Below are 19,941 nucleotides of genomic sequence, written 5' to 3'. Positions count from 1 at the left end.
TTAAAAAAGGAAAACTTATGTGTGGAATTGTCGGTGCAGTAGCACAACGTGATGTAGCACCAATCTTAGTAGACGGTTTACATCGTTTAGAATATCGTGGTTATGACTCTGCGGGCGTTGCTTTGCTTGGTCAAGATAAAAAAATGGCGGTTTTACGCCGCGTAGGCAAAGTCAAAGCATTAGATGATGCATTAGAAGAGAATTTTCTTCCAGGTGGAACCGGTATTGCGCATACCCGCTGGGCAACTCATGGCGAGCCTTCAGAAACCAATGCTCATCCGCATCGTTCAGGCAAAATCGCTGTGGTACACAATGGTATTATTGAAAACTATGAAGTATTAAAAGCCGAATTACAACAACGTGGTTATGTGTTCCAATCACAAACAGATACAGAAGTTATCGCTCATTTAGTGGAATGGGAACTACGCAGTTCTAATTCCTTATTAGAAGCAGTACAAAAAGCTGTCAAACAATTACGTGGAGCCTATGGTACAGTTGTATTAAATGAAGAAGAGCCGGAACATTTAATTGTTGCACGTTCAGGTTCGCCATTGGTTATCGGTTATGGTATCGGCGAAAACTTTTTAGCTTCAGATCCACTTGCCTTATTAAGTGTAACGCGCCGTTTTGCTTATTTAGAAGAAGGTGATGTAGCGGAAATTACGCGCACTCAAGTGAATATCTACGATCGCTCAGGTCAACAAGTAGAACGTGAAATCCACGAAGGCAATTTTGAATCTGATGCAGCAGATAAAGGCCCATATCGCCACTATATGCAAAAAGAGATTTTTGAACAGCCGGTTGCGATTATGAATACCTTAGACGGTCGCATTAAAGATGGTAAAGTGCATATTGAAGCCATTGCACCGAATGCAATGGAAATTTTATCCAAAACCCAACATGTACAAATTGTTGCTTGTGGTACTTCATACAATGCAGGCATGGTGGCTCGCTATTGGTTTGAAGCCATTGCAGGTGTGAGTTGTGATGTGGAAATCGCTTCCGAATTCCGCTATCGTAAATTTGTTACTCGCCCAAATAGCTTGTTAATTACGCTTTCACAATCAGGTGAAACAGCCGATACGTTAGCCGCACTTCGCTTAGCGAAAGAATCTGGTTATATGGCGGCAATGACGATTTGTAATGTAGCAAGTTCTTCGCTAGTGCGAGAATCTGACTTTGCCTTTATGACAAAAGCCGGAGTAGAAATTGGCGTCGCTTCAACCAAAGCCTTCACAACACAGTTGACTTGTTTATTATTATTGACTGCGGCATTGGGCCGTTTAAATGGCAAAGTGAATGAACAACAAGAACATCATATTGTTCAAGCGCTGCAACGTTTACCAGCACAAATTGAAAGCGCTTTAGTTTTAGATAAACAAATTGAAAAACTGTCTGAAGACTTTGCTGATAAACACCATACCCTATTCTTAGGTCGTGGTGAATATTATCCAATTGCAATGGAATCTGCATTGAAATTAAAAGAAATTTCCTATATTCATGCGGAAGCCTATGCAGCTGGTGAACTAAAACATGGTCCTCTGGCGTTAATTGATAGCGAAATGCCAGTTGTTGTTGTGGCACCAGAAAATGACTTATTAGAAAAAGTAAAATCTAATATTGAAGAAGTACGCGCGCGTGGCGGTCAATTATATGTATTGGCGGATCATGAAGCTGGCTTTGAAGAGAGTTCAGGCTTTAAAACCATTGTGTTACCAAAAGTAGACGAAGTGACAGCACCAATCTTCTATACGGTACCATTACAATTGCTTTCTTATCATATTGCTTTAATCAAAGGAACAGACGTGGATCAACCACGCAACCTCGCTAAAGCGGTAACGGTTGAATAATTCTCTCAGGGCGCACCACTGCGCCCTTTCTTTTTATCCTATTCCAATTAAAGTGCGGTTAATTTTTACGAAGTTTTGCTCGCATCGCTCGGCTATATAAACTGACACAATTCAGTTATAATAAGTCTATTTCTACAACGACCCATGTCGCCTTTTCTTTTATCTCAGTATGTTAAATAAAATTTTTACGTGGTTTGAAAATCGCATTAATGCCTATCCAGATGCACCACCTCAAACGCCCAAAGCTGGATTGCTACAATTTATTTGGTCAAACTTAGAAGGCACAAAAGCTTGGATTGCATTATTCGCCTTTCTCACTCTTTGTACCGGAATTGTCGAAGCCCTTATGTTTCAATTTATGGGCAAAATTGTTGATTGGTTAGGTCAGTATTCACCTACAACGCTATGGGCAGAAAAAGGTTTGCCACTCATCACCATGTTTGTGGTGCTGATTTTAAGCATTGGCTTAACTTTCCTCACGTCACTAGTTCGCTTACAAAGCTTACAAGGTGTTTTTCCTATGCGATTACGCTGGAATTTTCACCGCCTGATGCTAGGACAAAGCCTTAGTTTTTATCAAGATGAGTTCGCGGGGCGCGTATCGGCAAAAGTGATGCAAACCGCCCTTGCGGTAAGAGATACTGTGCTGACTGTTGCTAATATGGTGGTGTATGTTAGCGTGTACTTTATTACCTCAGGCGTGGTGCTCATTGCCTTTGATAGTTGGCTGCTATTGCCTTTTATTCTATGGGCAATTGCCTTTAGCATTATTTTGTATTACATCATTCCTAAATTAGCCAAAAGTGCTGAACGCCAAGCTGATGCCCGCTCCTTAATGACAGGACGCGTCACTGACGCTTATGCCAATATTGCTACGGTTAAATTATTCTCTCATGGTGCAAGAGAAGCGGCTTATGCCAAACATTCCATGCAAGAATTTATGCTTACCGTACATGATCAAATGCGCTTGGCGACTTTATTAGACACGCTAACCTACGCCAATAATATTTTGCTAACCTTAGGCTCTGCTGTTTTAGGTATGATTTTATGGCAACAAGGCGTGGTTGGTGTGGGAGCCATTGCCACTTCAGTTGCCATGGCATTACGCATTAATGGATTATCGCATTGGATTATGTGGGAATCCGCCCGCTTATTTGAAAATATCGGCACCGTAAATGACGGCATGCACACGCTGTCTAAGCCACATACCATCGTAGATAAAAACAACGCCTCAGCCTTACAAGTCACGAAAGGTGAAATCTGTTTTAATAATGTTGGCTTTGCTTATGCCAAAGAAAAAACCGTATTAACAGATTTTAATCTTCACATTAAAGCAGGCGAAAAAGTAGGTTTAATTGGTCGTTCTGGTGCTGGTAAATCCACTATCGTTAATCTTTTATTGCGTTTTTATGAAGCACAATCAGGTAGCATTACCATTGACGGACAAAATATTGTGGATGTGCAACAAGAAAGTTTACGCAGCCAAATTGGATTAGTGACACAGGATACCTCATTATTACATCGTTCTGTACGCGAAAACATTATTTATGGTCGCCCAAACGCTAGTGAACAAGATATGCTAAATGCAGCTCAACGGGCTGAAGCTGCGGATTTTATTCCTCTACTTAGTGATGCTCGTGGACGCACAGGCTATGATGCTTATGTAGGCGAACGAGGTGTCAAACTCTCAGGTGGTCAACGCCAACGTATCGCTATTGCGCGTGTTATGCTCAAAGATGCACCAATTTTATTATTAGATGAAGCCACTAGCGCATTGGATAGCGAAGTGGAAGCGGCAATTCAACAAAGCCTCGATAAAATGATGGAAAACAAAACCGTTATCGCCATTGCCCACCGTCTATCCACCATTGCTGCAATGGATCGATTAATTGTGATTGATGAAGGCAAAATTGTCGAACAAGGCACACACAATGAATTACTCGCCCAAAATGGTTTATACGCAAAACTGTGGCAACATCAGAGTGGCGGTTTTTTAATGGAAGTCAATGAATAAAGGACGCCTTCAAACGTCCTTATACTCAGAGTTTATTTATTTTCCTGATAACAACTCTTGAGTTGATATAAATAAGCCAATGCTTGTTTTGGACTGAGTTCATCAGGATCCAATTCGTCTAGCATTTGCAGCACTTGTTGCGGATATGCACTTTCATCCATTAAAGCTAATTCACCTTGTAAGTGCGGTGTAAAATCTTGTTGTTTTTTCACCGCACTTTGCGTTGATAGTTTCTCCAACTGTGCGAGTTTTTGTTTTGCTAACTTAATCACATTTTGTGGCACGCCCGCCAAAGCCGCAACCGCAAGTCCATAACTTTTACTGGCAGCGCCCGCTTGAACAGAATGCATAAAAGCAATACTACCGTTATGCTCTAAGGCATCTAAATGCACATTAGCAATGCCATCGATTTGTTCTGGCAATACTGTTAATTCAAAATAATGGGTAGCAAACAAAGTGAGAGATTTTATTTTTTTCGCTAACCATTCCGCACAAGCCCAAGCTAAAGATAAACCATCGTAAGTGGAAGTGCCACGCCCAATTTCGTCAATTAGCACCAGACTTTGCGCACTGGCTTGATGAAGAATATTTGCCATTTCCGTCATTTCCACCATAAAGGTTGAGCGTCCCGAAGCCAAATCATCGCTCGCACCGATACGAGTAAAAATACGATCAATAGGACCAATCACCGCACTATCCGCAGGCACAAAACTGCCCATATAAGCCATTAAGGTTATCAACGCGGTTTGGCGCATATAGGTGCTTTTACCGCCCATATTTGGCCCCGTAATAATCAACAAATGTTGCTGTTGATTTAAGGTTAATGGGTTAGCAATAAAAGGCTCTTTCAACACTTGCTCCACAACGGGATGGCGACCATTTTCAATTTGAATGCCAATCTTATCGCTAAATTGTGGACGCACATAATGCAAACTATCAGCTCGTTCAGCTAAATTGGTCATCACATCAAGACCTGCTAAGGTTAAGCTGGTTAATTGAAGTTGTGCTAAGTGCGGTAGAATTTGCTCAAAAATTTCGTCATAAAGCTGTTTTTCTAATGCTAAACTCGCTCCTTTGGCTTTCAGCACCTTGTCTTCATAGGTTTTCAGCTCAGGAATAATGTAACGTTCCGCATTTTTCAAGGTTTGTCGGCGCACATAATGCATTGGTGCTTTGTGTGCTTGTCCTTGGCTAATCTGAATGTAATAACCATGCACCGCGTTAAAGCCCACTTTCAACGTATCAATGCCTGTGGTTTCACGTTCACGACGTTCAAGTTCTTCCAAATATTGCGTTGCACCCTCAGCCAAACTGCGCCATTCATCCAATTCTGCATGATAGCCTTGCGCAATTACACCACCATCACGAATGAGCAAAGGCGGTGATTCAATAATGGCACGTTGCAATAGATCTAATAATTGCGGAAATTCATGAATTGATCGCGAAAGTGCGGTGAATTTCGGCGAAGTTTTGAGTAATTGGTTAATTTCAGGCAGTTGCTCTAAGGCTGTTCTTAAACGTGTCAGATCTCGTGGTCGTGCCGTACGCAACGCTACTCGCGCCAAAATACGTTCCATATCGCCCACTTGTCTTAGGCAAGTTTGCAATTCGTTCACTAAATCTAAATTGAGGATTTCTTCAATGTAACTATGACGTTGCTGCAACTTATCAATTTGGCGAATGGGTTGATGTAACCAACGTTTTAATAAACGACTTCCCATTGGCGTGACGCATTTATCTAACACCGAAGCCAAGGTATTTTCTGTGCCACCCGCAAGGTTTGTGGTCAATTCCAAATTGCGTCTAGTGGCGGAATCTAACTGAATATGCTCGTTATCTTTGACTAAACTTATGCTTTGAATATGAGGCAATGCGGTACGCTGCGTTTCTTTCGCATATTGCAACAAACAACCTGCGGCACAAAGCCCTAAAATTGCTTTTTCAACGCCAAAAGCCGCTAAACTTTGCGTGCCAAATTGACGATTTAATAATTGCACAGCAGTGCCTAATTCAAATTCCCAAATAGGACGACGACGTAAACCTTTTGCATTTTCAATCAGTTGCATTTCCGCAAAATCTTCGCAATACAACAATTCTACTGGCGATAAACGCTGTAATTCCGTTTTAACGTTTTCTTTGCTATCCAACTCGCTAATTTGAAAACGTCCCGAGGTCATATCCAAAATTGCCAAGCCAAAACGCGCTTTTTCTTGATAAAGAGCAACAATCAAATTATCCACGCGTTCCGACAATAAACTTTCGTCGCTCACTGTGCCCGGTGTCACAATGCGCACAATTTTACGCTCAACAGGTTGACCTTTTGCCAAAGCAGGATCACCAATTTGCTCACAAATCGCCACGCTTTCGCCCAACTGAACTAATTTCGCCAAGTAGCCTTCTACCGCATGATAAGGCACACCCGCCATGGGAATTGGCTCGCCCGCAGAAGCACCGCGCTTCGTCAACGAAATATCCAACAACGCTGCCGCTTTCTTTGCATCATCATAAAACAGCTCATAAAAATCGCCCATGCGATAAAACAGTAGAATATCTGGATTCTCTGCTTTTAAAGTCAAATATTGTCGCATCATCGGCGTATGATTTTCGAAATTTTGCATAAAAAACGGCTCTATTGAATAACAAATATGGAGCGGATTATAACAAAAAAGTGCGGTATTTTTTACCGCACTTTCAGTTTAAATCTCAGTGAATAGCAATCTTTTTACCCTGCGCAAGTCGAATAAATGTCAAAACGATGATTTTTGGTTTCTCGGCTAAAGTGCGGTGGCTTTTGAGCAAGAAATTCGGCGTAATCGGGGCGCTTCACCACTACGCGTTTTTTAGCTAGTTGTAACGCAGGGGCAAGCAAGCTATCTGCGTCTAAATCAGCACCTACCAAATGTTGAAACACGCGCATTTCTTTTTTGACTAATGCCGATTTTTGCTTGTGTGGGTACATGGGATCGAGATAAACCACGTCAGCAAAATCTTGGGTTGGATTTAATTGTTCGATATGTGTTGCGGTCAATAATTGCAAATTTTGTTGTAACATGGCACCAATTTCTGCATCCGCATAGGCTCGTCTTAAACCATCTTGCAACAATAAGCGAACAACGGGGTGGCGTTCGACTAATTTTACTTGGCAACCAATGGCAGCCAACACAAAAGCATCGCGCCCTAATCCCGCTGTGGCATCAATCACTGTTGGCAATTCATTGCCTTTAACCCCAACAGCTTTGGCGATAGCTTCGCCTCGTCCACCACCAAATTTACGGCGATGTGCCATAGTTCCGCCGATAAAATCAACAAATACCGCACCCAATTTAGGTTCATCCAATTTACGTAATTCAAGGCGATAATCCTCATCCATTCTCGCTTGCACCAAGGCTATTATGCTATTGGGATCATGAATTACCCCTTGTTGCTGACAAAGTGCGGTGAATTTTTCGCTATTTTCTGTTTCGCAAAGCAATTGAATATTCATGATTTTCGTACCAACCAAACACCTGCTTCCATATGTTCGGTATAAGGGAATTGGTCGAACAACGCCGCACGTTCAATGCGGTGAGTTTGACAAAGGGTTTGCAAATTCTCACAGAGCGTATAAGGATTGCACGAAATGTATAAAATGCGTTGATACTGTTGTACTAATTTGATGGTTTCCGCATCCAAACCTGCGCGCGGTGGATCAACAAAAATCGTGTTACATTGATAATCCGCTAAATCAATGCCTTTTAGACGATTAAAAGCACGAACGCCATTCATTGCTTGTGTGAATTCTTCCACTGACATCCGAATAATTTGCAAATTATCGATTTTATTCACTTCAATATTAAATTGTGCCGCTTGCACAGAGGGTTTTGCAATTTCCGTCGCCAGCACTTTGCGGAAATTTTGTGCTAAGGCGATAGAAAAATTGCCGTTACCACAATACAGTTCTAATAAATCACCCTGACTATTTTTTGTACATTCAATTGCCCATTGCAACATTTTACTGTTCACCATCGCATTAGGCTGGGTAAAACTGTTTTCAATTTGGCGGTAAATATATTGTTGACCATTTACAGAGAGGATTTCGTCCACATAATCCCGATCCAAACAAATTTTCTGTTTAGTGGCGCGTCCAATTAATTGCACTTGAAAACCTAAATTTTCTAACCGCACTTTTAATGCTTGCGCCGCTTGTTGCCACTCTTCTGTTAGCGTTTTGTGGTAAAGCAAACTCACCACAATTTGATCGCTTAAGGTGCTTAAATAATCAATTTGGAACAATTTACGACATAGAATGTCTTGCTCTTTCAACAAAGGAATCAAGCATTGCATCATGCGATTAATCAGTTGACTCGCAATGGGAAAGCTATCCACACGATAGCGTTTTTTGCTCTCTTGATCGAACATAATATGGTAAAGATCGCCCTGATCGTGCCAAACACGAAATTCCGCACGCATACGGAAATGCGAAGTTGGCGAATCATACACATTGAGTTCAGGCGCGGAAAAAGGCACTAAAAGTGCGGTTAATTTTTCGCGTTTTTTGTCGAGAAGCGCTGAATATTGTTCTATCGGTAAGGCTTGCATGTCAATTTATCCCTGTAAAAATTGGCGCAAATTCTATCATAAAAAGCAGTCGTTAAGGTATTTTTCTCGATCTACTCATAAAGAGTTAATTTGTAAAATTTTTGTTAATTTTTGATCAAAGTCACATTTTTTATGTGGGTAAATTGCTATTATACGCAATAACCATACAGATAATGCGTGAAATTGGAGTGTATATTATGCAACGAGATGACGGCTTACTTTCCGTATTCAATGATGTTTCCCGTCGAGATTTTATGAAAGCCTGTACTGCGATTGCAGCAACAATGGGGCTAAGCTCAAAAGCGGGCGCAGAAATGACGGAAGCCTTAACAAATCCACAACGTCCGCCTGTTATTTGGATTGGCGCACAAGAATGTACAGGTTGTACAGAATCACTATTGCGGGCAACCCATCCCACAGTAGAAAACCTCATTTTAGATTTAATTTCCTTAGAATATCATGAAGCGCTTTCTGCTGCTTTCGGCGATCAAGCAGAAGAAAATAAACATAACGCGATGCACAAATACAAAGGCAAATATGTGCTCGTTGTGGACGGTTCCATTCCAATTAAAGATGGCGGTGTTTATTGTATGGTCGCTGGCAAACCTATTGTGGAACACATTAAAGAGGCTGCAGAAGATGCTGCGGCAATTATTGCTATCGGTTCCTGTTCTGCTTGGGGAGGCGTGCCTTCTAGTGGTGGAAATCCAACAGGTGCGGTGAGTTTACAGGATGTTTTACCGGGTAAACAAGTGATCAATATCCCAGGTTGCCCGCCAAATCCACATAATTTCTTAGCAACCGTCGCCTACATTATTACTTACAAAAAATTACCTGCAATGGATAAATTAAATCGTCCATTATTTGCTTATGATCGCTTAATTCACGAAAACTGCTACCGCAGACCGCACTTTGACGCAGGTCGTTTTGCGAAAGAATTTGGCGATGAAGGACATCGTTTAGGTTGGTGTTTATATCATCTTGGATGTAAAGGACCTGAAACCTATGGTAATTGCTCAACCCTCGAATTTTGTGATGTGGGCGGTAATAACTGGCCTGTGGGCATTGGTCATCCTTGCTACGGTTGTAATGACAAAGGCATTGGTTTTACCAAAGGTATCTTTCAATTGGCTTCCGTTGAAAATCCAACACCAAGAGTGAATAAACCTGATGTTGCCAATACAGAAGGCGACAATGCTTCACCTACCGCAATCGCTTTACTTGGTGGAGCTGCAGCAATCTTAGCTGGCGTAAGCGTTGTGACACTAAAAGAATTAACAGTGCAACGTAAAGCGCAAAAAAATATTAGTGAAAAAACGAAATCCAACGATGCAAATATGCACTCATAACGCATAGGAAAGAATGATGGATAGACGTAATTTTATAAAAGCAAGCTTATTAAGTGGCGCATTATCCACTGTACCAATCCGCGCTGCTCAAGCGAGCGATAAAGCGGAAGTTAGTCCCGATGCATTAGGTATGTTGTATGATTCAACACTTTGCGTCGGTTGTCAGGCTTGTGTGACGGAATGTCAGCAAATCAACAAAACCACAATTAATCCTAAAGGCGAACAAACTTGGTCTAATAACGATAAGTTATCGCCATATACGCGCAATGTTATTCAAGTTTGGTCAGATGGCGAAGGCACGCGAAAAGATCAGGTCAACAACGGCTATGCTTATGTGAAAAAACAATGTATGCACTGTGTTGATCCAAACTGTGTCACCGTTTGTCCGGTGCAAGCGTTAACCAAACATCCGAAAACAGGTATTGTCAATTACGATCCCGATATTTGTACGGGTTGTCGCTATTGCATGGTGGCTTGCCCGTTTGATGTACCAAAATATGAATATGACAATCCATTTGGCGAAATTACCAAATGTGAATTATGCAATCAAAAAGGCCTAGAACGCATTGATAAAGGCGAACTACCGGGTTGTTGTCATGTTTGCCCAACAGGCGCCATTATTTTTGGTCCACGAGATGAATTGCTCAAAGAAGCCAGAAAACGTCTCAATTTGTTGTATGGTACCGAATACAATTACCCGCGACAAAGCATTGATAGTAAAGACCATTATCGAGCAACTGTACCTCGTTACTATAACCATGTTTATGGTGAGGAAGAAGCGGGCGGTACGCAAGTGTTAGTGATTAGTGGTGTACCTACCGAAAATTTAGGCTTACCCGCGCTTGATGAACATTCAACAGGTTCAAGAGCCGCACATTTACAACATTTCTTATATCGCGGTATGGCATTACCACTTGTCGCATTAGCTGGGCTGTCCGTTATGACTTTCCGCAATATGCATGGCGATAAAATTAAAGCAAAATTAGCTGAAATGAAGATTGCTCGTAAAGAAATGCAAGAAGCAATGGATAAAGAGGAGGAAAAACATCATGGGTAAAATTCGTCCTATTGGTGGCAAGCTCATTTCCGCCCCAATTTTATTTTTCGCACCCCTTGCTATTATTTGCCTGCTATTAATTGCAAAACGTCTATTTTTAGGGATTGGTTCCGTAACAGCGCTAAATGGCGGCTACCCTTGGGGTATTTGGATTGCCTTTGACCTCTTGGTTGGTACGGGATTTGCTTGTGGTGGTTGGGCATTGGCATGGACGGTTTACGTGTTTAATCATGGAAAATATCACCCGCTTGTGCGTCCTGCTTTGCTAGCTAGTCTATTCGGTTACTCTTTAGGTGGACTGTCAATCACTATTGATATGGGGCGTTACTGGCATTTGCCTTACTTCTTCCTACCAGGTCAGTTCAATACAAATTCTGTGTTATTTGAGACCGCAGTTTGTATGACTATTTATATTTTTGTAGTCACTTTGGAGTTTGCACCTGTATGGTTAGGCTATTTCGGTTTCAAAAAATTATTTGAAAAGCTTAACAAAATCATGTTCTTTGTCATTGCTTTAGGGGCGCTACTCCCAATGATGCACCAATCATCAATGGGTTCATTAATGATAGTTGCGGGCCATAAAGTTCATCCTGTTTGGCAAGGCTATGAAATGTTGCCGATTTTATCCCTGCTTACCGCCTTTATTATGGGCTTTTCTATCGTGATTTTTGAAGGTTCATTAGTGAAAGCAGGACTAGCAGGTAAAACACCAGATGAGCGCCATCTCTTTACAAAACTGGCGCAAACAACCGCGGTGCTAATTTTCATCTTTTTAGCCTGTCGCTTTGGCGAACTTATTTACAACGATAAGCTTCATTATGTGGTGGGTTGGGATAAATTACATACTTTTGAAGCTTGGATGTTTTGGGCTGAAATCTGGTTAATGACCTTGCCATTGCTCACTTTATTCCTTGGGGAAAAACGTTCTGATAGCCGCTGGTTATTTATTTCAGCACTCAGCATGTTATTAGGTGCAGCCCTATGGCGCATGAATTATTCTTTGATTATGTACAATCCGGGCAATGGTTACCAATATTTCCCTTCCGCCGAGGAATTATTAATTTCAATTGGCTTCGTATCCATTGAGGTTTGTGCCTATATTTTAATTATTCGCTTATTCCCTGTTTTACCTGTATTAAAAGAAGCGAATACCGAGAAATCACATCAAATTATTGCGAATAAAGCCGCTCATAGCGAACAAATTATTACTCAATAGCGGCAACATTGGAGAAGATTATGACAGATAAAAAACGTATTACTATTGATCCTATCACGCGTATTGAAGGGCATTTACGTATTGATTGTGAAATTGAAAATGGCGTCGTAACAAATGCATGGTCAAGCGGCACCATGTGGCGTGGGATGGAAAATATCGTCAAAGGCGCAGATCCGCGTGATGCTTGGATGATTATGCAGCGTATTTGTGGTGTATGTACCACTGTACATGCCATTATGAGTGTGCGTGCAGTGGAAGATGCCATTGGTGCTAAAGTGCCAGTAAACGCACAATATATTCGCAATATGATTTTATCTGCCCACAGTATGCATGACCATATTGTCCATTTCTATCAATTATCTGCAATGGACTGGGTGGATATTACCTCAGCACTACAAGCAGATCCTGAAAAAGCCAGCGATATGCTAAAAGGCGTTTCTACTTGGTCATTAAATAGTGCCAATGAATTCCGTAATGTACAAAATAAAATTAAGAAGTTAGCAGAAAGTGGGCAATTAGGTATTTTTGCTAACGGTTATTTCGGCCACCCAGCAATGAAATTACCTCCTGAAGTCAACCTCATTGCTGTGGCACATTATTTACAAGCATTAGAATGTCAACGTGATGCAAACCGCGTCGTCGCATTATTAGGCGGAAAATCACCGCACATTCAGAACCTTGCCATCGGTGGTGTAGCCAACCCAATTAATTTGGATTCTCAAGCAGTATTAAACTTAGAACGCCTGATGTTCGTAAAAAGTTGCATTGATAAATTAAATGATTTTGTAAACCAAGTGTATAAAGTGGATACCGCCATTATTGCGGCTTACTATCCAGAATGGTTAAGTTTAGGTAAAACGTCGAAAAATTACCTTTCCGTACCGGAATATCCGCTTGATGCAGACAACAGCAAATTTGCATTACAAGGTGGCTATATCGAAAATGGTGATATGAGCACATTCCGCTTAATTAGCCAACAAAAAGATGAATTTGTTGTAAAAGGAATTAAAGAAAGTGGAAAACACGCTTGGTATGAAGATGATGCTGCCCTTGAACCTTGGGCAGGACTAACACGTCCGAAATATACGGGTTGGCAAGAAGATGGCAAATATTCTTGGGTAAAAGCGCCATCTTTCTATGACAAAGTGGTTGAAGTAGGTCCTTTGGCCTATTTAATGACCAACTTAGCCGCGAAAAATCCGCTTACAACAAAACATTTTGAGCAAATCAAACAATTATTTGAAACCGTAACTGGTAAAACACTGAGCTTAGATCAATTACATTCTACCCTAGGTCGAATTATTGGTCGTACCGTCCACTGTGCAGTATTAAATGATATTTTAGCTGAACAATGGCAATTACTGATTGATAATATTGGCAATGGCGATACCGTCGCTTATCTAAAAGCCGATATTCCTGAAACTGGCGAATTTAAAGGTGTTGGTTTTGGCGAAGTGCCGCGCGGCATGCTTTCACATTGGATCGTTATCAAAAACGGGAAAATTGAGAACTATCAAGCTGTAGTGCCTTCGACTTGGAACTCTGGACCTCGCAACCAAAATGATGAGCTTGGGCCATACGAACTATCGATTATTGGCACCCCTGTGGCAGATCCAAGCAAACCATTAGAAGTTGTGCGCACAATCCATTCCTTTGACCCTTGCATGTCTTGTGCAGTACATATAGTCAATACGGAAAACGGTGAGGTCACGCAGGTTAAGGTGTTGTAATGAAACCGCTGATTTTAGGCGTGGGTAACACTCTACTCACAGATGAAGGTGTGGGAGTTTATGTGGTGCAAGCATTGGAAAAACTCACTAAGTTTGCACCGCACTTTGACATCATTGATGGTGGCACCTGTGGTATGGAATTACTTGATGCCCTTGCCAATCGAGAATACCTTATTATTATTGACGCTGTACTGGCAGGCAAAAAAGCGGGCGAAATTGTCGTGCTACATAACGAACAAGTACCAACCTTTTTCTCACAAAAAATATCGCCACATCAGCTGGGTATTTGTGATGTGCTTTCAGCGCTAAAACTGACGGATGAGTACCCACAGCATCTTTGTCTGATTGGGATTCAACCTCATTCTTTAGAACCACATATTGGCTTGACTGAGGTTGTGCAACAAGCGTTCCCACAAATTTACGCGACTTTAGCAGAACAATTACAAGCATTGGGTTTGCCAACAATAGGATTAACATAGGACGTTTTATGTATCGACACAAAACTATCGAAAATTCCACCGCACTTGATGAAGATATCATGGGGTTTGACAGCGATCCCAGTGCCTTATTGCAAGCTGAAATGGAGAAAGCTAGTGAACAAATGCGTGATCTACCATTTTATCGCGCACAGATTCCTTGCTATTGTCCACCCTTTGTTTGTTTTGAAAATCAATGGATTGGGGTAGCATTAACCCCTTGGATGTTGAGTGTTGTTATTTTGCCCGGTCCTCAACAACAGTGGCAAAAACGTGAAATTGGCGAAAAAATCAATGTGCAGTTACCCTACAAAACTTTAACCTTTACTGCCAGTGGTATTGAACCTCGTATTCCACAATATCTTAGTTGTTCATTACTCTCGCCTTTAGATGCTCAACTTTCAGCAGAAAAAGCCATACAATTAGCCAAAGATTGTTTAACAATGATCCTTTCATTACCCATTAAACAATCATCCTTTGATCTCAATCGTCGAAATCTGTTTGGCGCCATGTTAAAATGACGCAAAAAATATAACAGTAAAGAGGTTATTATGTGTTTAGGTATTCCAGGTCAGATTGTTCGTATTGGCGAAAATGAATTTGAATTAGCGACTGTAGATGTGTGTGGCGTGCAGCGTGAAGTCAATATTTCATTAGTGTGTGAAGGAAATCCGCAAAATTTAGTTGGTAAATGGGTGCTAGTTCATGTAGGATTTGCTATGAGCATTATTGATGAACATGAAGCCAAGCAAACACAAGAAGCACTGATTGCCATGAGCCAACTTGAACATGAAGTGGGTGACTTCTTGGGCTTAAATCAAAAATAAGGCTATCATTTATATATAAATAGGGAATTCTATTTCATTATGTAATGACCTTGCGCTCAAACTATATTGCTCAATTTTGTGATCACTATGCATGAGAAATTCTAACGAGTTTCCATGCATTCTTCATAAATAGGGCATAGCCAACCTTTGTTTAAAGGTAAAAATACATTTGGCATCAACCAATTCATCAATGACTATGCCCTCAAAGTAATTTTATTTTTTACTACTAATGGAATAGTCAAATATGCAAACAAAAAAATCTTATTTATCGAAAGCACTTTATCTGGCCTCCCCCTTTCTTTTCTCTTCTTTTGCGCATGCTGAAGGTAGCTTAACCCTTTACTGCACCTTGCAAAATGATGCTTGCGAAGAAGTTGTCAAACGTTTTTCTGAAAAGTATGACGTAGAGACTAAATTCGTTCGCAGCAGTACTGGTGCCACACTGGGCAAAATCAAAGCAGAGAAAGATAATCCACAAGCTGATGTGTGGTATGGCGGTACTATTGATCCCCATTTACAAGCGCGTGACTTAGGCTTATTAGAGCGCTATCGCTCGCCAAAACAAGCTGAAATCTTACCGCAGTTTGAAGGGCTAATCCAAAAATATGGCGACTACACTTCTTTTGGCTATATGCTAGTCTTAGGTTTAGGTGTCAATACGGAAAAACTTAAACAATTAGGCATTGAAACACCAAAATGTTGGCGTGATTTACTTGATCCTCGCTTAAAAGGTGAAGTACAAATTCCTGACCCTCGAAGCTCTGGAACGGGTTATTCTTTCATCGCTACGCTAATTCAATTATGGGGCGAAGAAAAAGCCTTTGATTTCTTGGAAAAGCTGGATCACAACATTTCACATTATGTAAAAAGCGGCTTAGTCACTAGCAATTTATCACGTGGCGATAGTAGTGTTAGTGTTGGTTTCCTTTCCACCTTTGAGCTTGAAAAACAAAATGGCGGGCCATTGCAATCTATTTCTGTGTGTGACGGCGATAGCTACACCCTTGGTGGTGTAAGTATTATCAAAGGCGCAAGAAACCTAGATAATGCAAAATTATTTATGGACTGGGCTTTAAGCAAAGAAGGACAAGAGCTAGACTGGATTAGACGCGTATCATACCAAATGCCAACCAACAGATATGCCGAAGTGCCAGCAAATGCGGTAAAACCATCGGAATTAAAATTAATCGATTTTGATTTTGAGAAATTTGGTTCAAGTGAAGAATCTAAACGTATTATTTCTCGTTGGTTAGATGAAATTAAATTAGAGAAATAAACCGCTTAATTCATGTAAGGCTGTCTATAACCAGATAGCCTTTTTCATGAAAATCATCAGGGCATGGCTACGCCAATAAATTCTGCAGGAGAATTTTGACTTCTGTCCCGCCTGTTTTACGGTTAGTAATGGATAACTTGGCATTTAATTGCTGACTACGTTCACTCATAATACGTAAACCATAATGCCCTTCAGGTTCATCAAGGCTTGGAATACCTACCCCATCATCTTGCACAACCAATTCTTGTTCTCCGTCCGCATTAATATGCGCAATAATATCAATATGTGAAGCTTGAGCATGCTTGATCGCATTTAATGTCGCCTCACGCACAATTTGCAACGCATGCACCAACTGTTGTGCATTAAAGGCGTGCGAAGGCAATGTACAACTGACAGATATTTGTGCTTCCGTTTGATTACGTAAACTTTCTGCAACCTGTTCTAACGCCAATTTCAAATTCGCTTCTTGAATGGTTAAACGGAAGGTTGCCAACAACTCTCGCAATTGCGTATAACCATCGCTCAGCGCTTGCTCAAAATCCGTAATAATACTGAGGCTCTTCGCTTTTGCCTCATCTGTTTCTTTTTTTAAGTTATGCTTCAATAAAGTTAATTGAATTTGTAAAAAGGACAGCACTTGCGCTAAAGAATCATGCAGTTCACGCGCAATAATAGAACGTTCTTCCATTAATAATAATTGCTGTTGCTGACGTTGTGTTTGATTAAAATACAATGTGCGTCCTAAAAGCTGAGCAATATTTTCCATGGTACGAGGATCTGGGCAAGGCAATCCCGCCTGCCAACGTAATTCGCCCAACGGATTTTCTTCTACAGCCAGCGTTAACCTCTGCCAATTTAACTGTGAATCTTCTTCTCCTAATAAAATATGCCAATGTTCTGCACCTAACACATTGAGTTCTAAGGCAATTAAATGCTCCGTCGCTTTCACATTTTGTAACACAAATAGCAAATGTTCTCGTTCAATATCTTTGGCGGTTAACATTTGAGAACAATGGTATAACATGGATAAAGTGCGGTTCGTTTGCGTTAACTTTTGTGTTTTTTCATCAATTTTCTCTTCTAAATTGGAATAGAGTTTACGCAATTCCGTTGACATTTGAGTAAAAGATTTCGCTAAATTACCCAGTTCATCATTGCGGTCCACATCAAGTGGAATATGTTGGAATTGGCGCATTTGAATTTGCACACTGGCCTTGGTCAGTTTGCGTAACGGCGTTACTACTTTTTTGTGGGTAAAACGAATGACATAGGCCACCATTCCCACAATTAGCAACATTGAAAACAAGATAATTAAGGTGGTGATAATTAATTTTTTTTCTGCAAATTGTTGTAAGTTAAATACAAATTTATCCACTTGTGCAACGTAGCTTTCAAGCTCATTGCGATACGCCAGAATATTCCCTTTTAACGCATAATATTCCATTTTGCTCCATGACTTAATTAAATCGCGATAACTGGCTTTTAACGAGATTGGAGCTAAAAATTGTTCGTCAATTTGACGCAAAGAAGTGGCGTGTAAGCTTTTGCGATAATCAATTAAATGCTTTTTCGCTTGGTCAGGCATATATTCAAGCTCATAAGCTAAGCGGTAACTTTGCATACGCAAAGAACCTGAAATATTAATGACTTCCGCATCGAAACGGTTACTTATCATCACGCCCAAAGCCAAAGTAGTAATAATTCCAGCGAAAATAATTACCGCAAACAAATAATGAGCTATACGCTTAGAAACAGAGGTTGTACTCACAGAAAATATCGCCTTTTACTGATTCACTTGAAACTTATTGTAACAGGTTACCCATAAAGTGCGGTGATTTTTTGTAAAATGTGATCAACTGCAAGTTTTTTCTCGTAGAGCAATGATAGGATAAAGAGGATGTATCTATCTCGGAAAAATAAGGAGCGAATTATGTATAAACATGTATTAGTTGCCGTCGATCTTTCTGATGAAAGCCAACAGCTCTTGAAAAAAGCAGCAGGCATTGCAGAGCGTCATCAATCAAAATTATCCATTATTCATGTAGATGTCAATTTTTCCGATCTCTACACTGGATTAATTGATGTCAATATTTCTTCTATGCAAGATCGCATTTCCAGTGAAACACAGCAAGCATTATTGCAGCTTGCGGAGAAATCAAACTATCCGATTGCAGAGAAACTCAGTGGCAGTGGCGATTTAGGGCAAGTCCTTGCAGATGCAATAGAAAAATATGAGGTGGATTTATTAATTACCGGCCACCACCATGATTTCTGGAGCAAATTAATGTCTTCAACCCGTCAATTAATGAATACCATTACCATTGATATGTTGGTTGTCCCACTACAAAGTGATTAACAAAAACCTCGTCAAAAAACACCGCACTTTTAAGCTGCGGTGTTTTTGTTTATATCAAAATTAGTCCTTTTCTTGTGACCGAAATCAAATTTTCAGCAAAAAGTGATTTTTCATATCGGTTATATACATTAATATATAATGAATTTTATTGACTGGAGACATACTATGTTTAATCGTCGTTCATTCTTAAAAAATACCTTATTCGCCACGATACTTCTCACTTTGCCATCATTATTATGGGCAGAAGAAACGAAACTGTTGTTTACACCACAACAGGAACTATCTTTTAATAAACCCGTCCAACGCATATTAAGTGCTGGCAGAGTGTCCGATGTATTATTAATGGCGCTAGCTCCTGAAAAATTAGTGGGTAGCGCAACAGATATGAAAGATCCGCGTAAGCAACATTTATCTCATACTATCCGCACTATTCCTTATGTTGGCCGTTTTTCTGGCAAAGCTTCAACACTGCCAATGGAAAAATTGATCGCGCTTGCACCAGATATCATTATTGATGTGGGCGATGTGAGCCAAACCTATCTTTCAACAGCCGAAAAAGTGTATCAACAAACCCAAATTCCTTATGTTTTAGTGGCTGGTCGCTTAAAAGATACGCCACAACAGTTGTTGCAAGTAGGCGAGTTACTCTCCGTACAAGAACGCGCCAAAGCATTAGCAGATCATGCTAAGCATATTTTAGATTTAACTCATCATATTGCCGGAGGACATAAAACGCGCATTTATGTAGGACGAAGCGCGGACGGATTAGAAACTGGCTTATTAGGCTCCATTCACACTGAAGTTTTAGATTGGGTGGGTGCAGAAAATGTAGCGTCCATGACAGGTGAAAAATTGCTCACGCGCATATCAATGGAACAATTATTCTTATGGCAACCAGAGGTTATTCTCACACAGGATAAAAATTTCTATCAACTTTTGCCTGAATCAGCGCTATGGCAAAAATTAAGTGCGGTGAAAAATAAACAATTTTTTCTCGCCCCAGATGAACCATTTGGTTGGTTTGATGCACCACCAAGTATTAACCGCTTGCTAGGTTGTTTATGGCTTGCTCATTTAATTGCACCAGAAAAACTGCCACAACAGCAATTTGAGCAGGAAGTCAGCCAATTTCTTCGTTTATTCTACGATTATGATGAGCAAGCAATTAGCGCATTACTCAACAAATTAAAAAGATAGTAGCTAAAGGATAAG

Annotated in this window: 16 protein-coding genes; 12 read left to right on the top strand and 4 right to left on the bottom strand. The window is 40.6% G+C overall.

The features are described 5' to 3' along the window. Positions 1–17 precede the first annotated feature (17 nt). Together glmS and ACT2CV_RS05395 are read left to right on the top strand one after the other, a co-directional pair. Entirely contained in the window at positions 18–1,850 is a 1,833-nt protein-coding gene (glmS, locus tag ACT2CV_RS05400) for a glutamine--fructose-6-phosphate transaminase (isomerizing) (RefSeq protein ID WP_464973191.1), read from the top strand. A 169-nt stretch (positions 1,851–2,019) separates the two neighbouring features. Then, positions 2,020–3,864, top strand: a complete 1,845-nt coding sequence (locus ACT2CV_RS05395) for an ABC transporter ATP-binding protein (protein WP_464973192.1) — start codon at positions 2,020–2,022, stop codon at positions 3,862–3,864. Between the two features lie 32 nt (positions 3,865–3,896). On the opposite strand, the gene mutS is transcribed toward ACT2CV_RS05395, so the two are convergent. The 3 genes from mutS to trmA form a co-directional block, all read right to left on the bottom strand. Next, entirely contained in the window at positions 3,897–6,482 is a 2,586-nt protein-coding gene (mutS, locus tag ACT2CV_RS05390) for a DNA mismatch repair protein MutS (RefSeq protein ID WP_464973193.1), read from the bottom strand. A 104-nt stretch (positions 6,483–6,586) separates the two neighbouring features. Then, entirely contained in the window at positions 6,587–7,348 is a 762-nt protein-coding gene (locus ACT2CV_RS05385; protein WP_464973194.1) for a class I SAM-dependent methyltransferase, read from the bottom strand. Next, entirely contained in the window at positions 7,345–8,442 is a 1,098-nt protein-coding gene (gene trmA, locus ACT2CV_RS05380) for a tRNA (uridine(54)-C5)-methyltransferase TrmA (RefSeq protein ID WP_464973195.1), read from the bottom strand. Before trmA ends, ACT2CV_RS05385 begins: the two co-directional genes overlap by 4 nt. Before the next feature lie 197 nt (positions 8,443–8,639). Between trmA and hybO the strand changes: the two genes are divergently transcribed. The 8 genes from hybO to ACT2CV_RS05340 all read left to right on the top strand — a co-directional run bounded on the left by hybO (position 8,640) and on the right by ACT2CV_RS05340 (position 16,373). Continuing rightward, on the top strand, positions 8,640–9,791 hold the full coding sequence (gene hybO / locus ACT2CV_RS05375; protein WP_464973964.1) for a hydrogenase 2 small subunit: 1,152 nt from the start codon (positions 8,640–8,642) through the stop codon (positions 9,789–9,791). Between the two features lie 16 nt (positions 9,792–9,807). Beyond that, on the top strand, positions 9,808–10,848 hold the full coding sequence (gene hybA, locus ACT2CV_RS05370; protein WP_464973965.1) for a hydrogenase 2 operon protein HybA: 1,041 nt from the start codon (positions 9,808–9,810) through the stop codon (positions 10,846–10,848). After that, positions 10,841–12,064 carry a Ni/Fe-hydrogenase cytochrome b subunit gene (gene hybB, locus ACT2CV_RS05365; protein ID WP_464973196.1) on the top strand — a complete coding sequence of 408 codons (1,224 nt, stop codon included), beginning with the start codon at positions 10,841–10,843 and terminating at the stop codon, positions 12,062–12,064. Before hybA ends, hybB begins: the two co-directional genes overlap by 8 nt. A gap of 20 nt (positions 12,065–12,084) precedes the next feature. Next, a complete protein-coding gene (gene hybC / locus ACT2CV_RS05360; protein WP_464973197.1) occupies positions 12,085–13,794 on the top strand; it encodes a hydrogenase 2 large subunit in 1,710 nt (569 codons plus the stop codon). Continuing rightward, the gene (locus ACT2CV_RS05355) at positions 13,794–14,273 is read left to right on the top strand and encodes a HyaD/HybD family hydrogenase maturation endopeptidase (RefSeq protein WP_464973198.1); all 480 of its coding nucleotides are present in this window, start codon (positions 13,794–13,796) and stop codon (positions 14,271–14,273) included. The genes hybC and ACT2CV_RS05355 overlap by 1 nt, the downstream gene beginning before the upstream one ends. A gap of 8 nt (positions 14,274–14,281) precedes the next feature. Then, positions 14,282–14,791, top strand: coding sequence for a hydrogenase-2 assembly chaperone (hybE, locus tag ACT2CV_RS05350; protein WP_464973199.1), 510 nt, complete (start codon positions 14,282–14,284; stop codon positions 14,789–14,791). Positions 14,792–14,821: 30 nt separating this feature from the next. Next, positions 14,822–15,097, top strand: a complete 276-nt coding sequence (hybG, locus tag ACT2CV_RS05345; protein WP_464973200.1) for a hydrogenase maturation factor HybG — start codon at positions 14,822–14,824, stop codon at positions 15,095–15,097. A 244-nt stretch (positions 15,098–15,341) separates the two neighbouring features. Continuing rightward, on the top strand, positions 15,342–16,373 hold the full coding sequence (locus ACT2CV_RS05340) for an ABC transporter substrate-binding protein (protein ID WP_464973201.1): 1,032 nt from the start codon (positions 15,342–15,344) through the stop codon (positions 16,371–16,373). Between the two features lie 67 nt (positions 16,374–16,440). Here the strand turns inward: ACT2CV_RS05340 and narQ are convergent, their stop codons facing one another. After that, complete coding sequence (gene narQ / locus ACT2CV_RS05335; protein ID WP_464973202.1) at positions 16,441–18,141, bottom strand: nitrate/nitrite two-component system sensor histidine kinase NarQ; 1,701 nt, start codon at positions 18,139–18,141, stop codon at positions 16,441–16,443. 162 nt (positions 18,142–18,303) lie between these two features. Here narQ and uspA point away from each other — a divergent pair, with 162 nt between their 5' ends. Both uspA and ACT2CV_RS05325 read left to right on the top strand, forming a co-directional pair. Continuing rightward, entirely contained in the window at positions 18,304–18,729 is a 426-nt protein-coding gene (gene uspA / locus ACT2CV_RS05330; protein ID WP_464973203.1) for a universal stress protein UspA, read from the top strand. A 165-nt stretch (positions 18,730–18,894) separates the two neighbouring features. Beyond that, positions 18,895–19,926, top strand: coding sequence for an ABC transporter substrate-binding protein (locus ACT2CV_RS05325; protein WP_464973204.1), 1,032 nt, complete (start codon positions 18,895–18,897; stop codon positions 19,924–19,926). Positions 19,927–19,941: the final 15 nt, after the last annotated feature.

It is taken from the genome of Reella acinonychis, from assembly GCF_052384575.1.
Lineage (GTDB): Bacteria > Pseudomonadota > Gammaproteobacteria > Enterobacterales > Pasteurellaceae > JBQSUQ01.
The sequence above is the reverse complement of the archived record's forward strand: the minus strand, read 5'-3'. Positions and strand labels throughout refer to the sequence as shown.

Bases quoted from the DNA above. Each gene is read 5' to 3' on its own strand.
- hybO (WP_464973964.1), top strand. From the start codon at position 8,640: ATGCAACGAGATGACGGCTTACTTTCCGTATTCAATGATGTTTCCCGT.
- hybE (WP_464973199.1), top strand. From the start codon at position 14,282: ATGTATCGACACAAAACTATCGAAAATTCCACCGCACTTGATGAAGAT.
- ACT2CV_RS05340 (WP_464973201.1), top strand. From the start codon at position 15,342: ATGCAAACAAAAAAATCTTATTTATCGAAAGCACTTTATCTGGCCTCC.
- mutS (WP_464973193.1), bottom strand. From the start codon at position 6,482: ATGCAAAATTTCGAAAATCATACGCCGATGATGCGACAATATTTGACT.
- ACT2CV_RS05385 (WP_464973194.1), bottom strand. From the start codon at position 7,348: ATGAATATTCAATTGCTTTGCGAAACAGAAAATAGCGAAAAATTCACC.
- ACT2CV_RS05395 (WP_464973192.1), top strand. From the start codon at position 2,020: ATGTTAAATAAAATTTTTACGTGGTTTGAAAATCGCATTAATGCCTAT.
- ACT2CV_RS05355 (WP_464973198.1), top strand. From the start codon at position 13,794: ATGAAACCGCTGATTTTAGGCGTGGGTAACACTCTACTCACAGATGAA.
- hybC (WP_464973197.1), top strand. From the start codon at position 12,085: ATGACAGATAAAAAACGTATTACTATTGATCCTATCACGCGTATTGAA.
- uspA (WP_464973203.1), top strand. From the start codon at position 18,304: ATGTATAAACATGTATTAGTTGCCGTCGATCTTTCTGATGAAAGCCAA.
- ACT2CV_RS05325 (WP_464973204.1), top strand. From the start codon at position 18,895: ATGTTTAATCGTCGTTCATTCTTAAAAAATACCTTATTCGCCACGATA.
- trmA (WP_464973195.1), bottom strand. From the start codon at position 8,442: ATGCAAGCCTTACCGATAGAACAATATTCAGCGCTTCTCGACAAAAAA.
- glmS (WP_464973191.1), top strand. From the start codon at position 18: ATGTGTGGAATTGTCGGTGCAGTAGCACAACGTGATGTAGCACCAATC.
- hybA (WP_464973965.1), top strand. From the start codon at position 9,808: ATGGATAGACGTAATTTTATAAAAGCAAGCTTATTAAGTGGCGCATTA.
- hybG (WP_464973200.1), top strand. From the start codon at position 14,822: ATGTGTTTAGGTATTCCAGGTCAGATTGTTCGTATTGGCGAAAATGAA.
- hybB (WP_464973196.1), top strand. From the start codon at position 10,841: ATGGGTAAAATTCGTCCTATTGGTGGCAAGCTCATTTCCGCCCCAATT.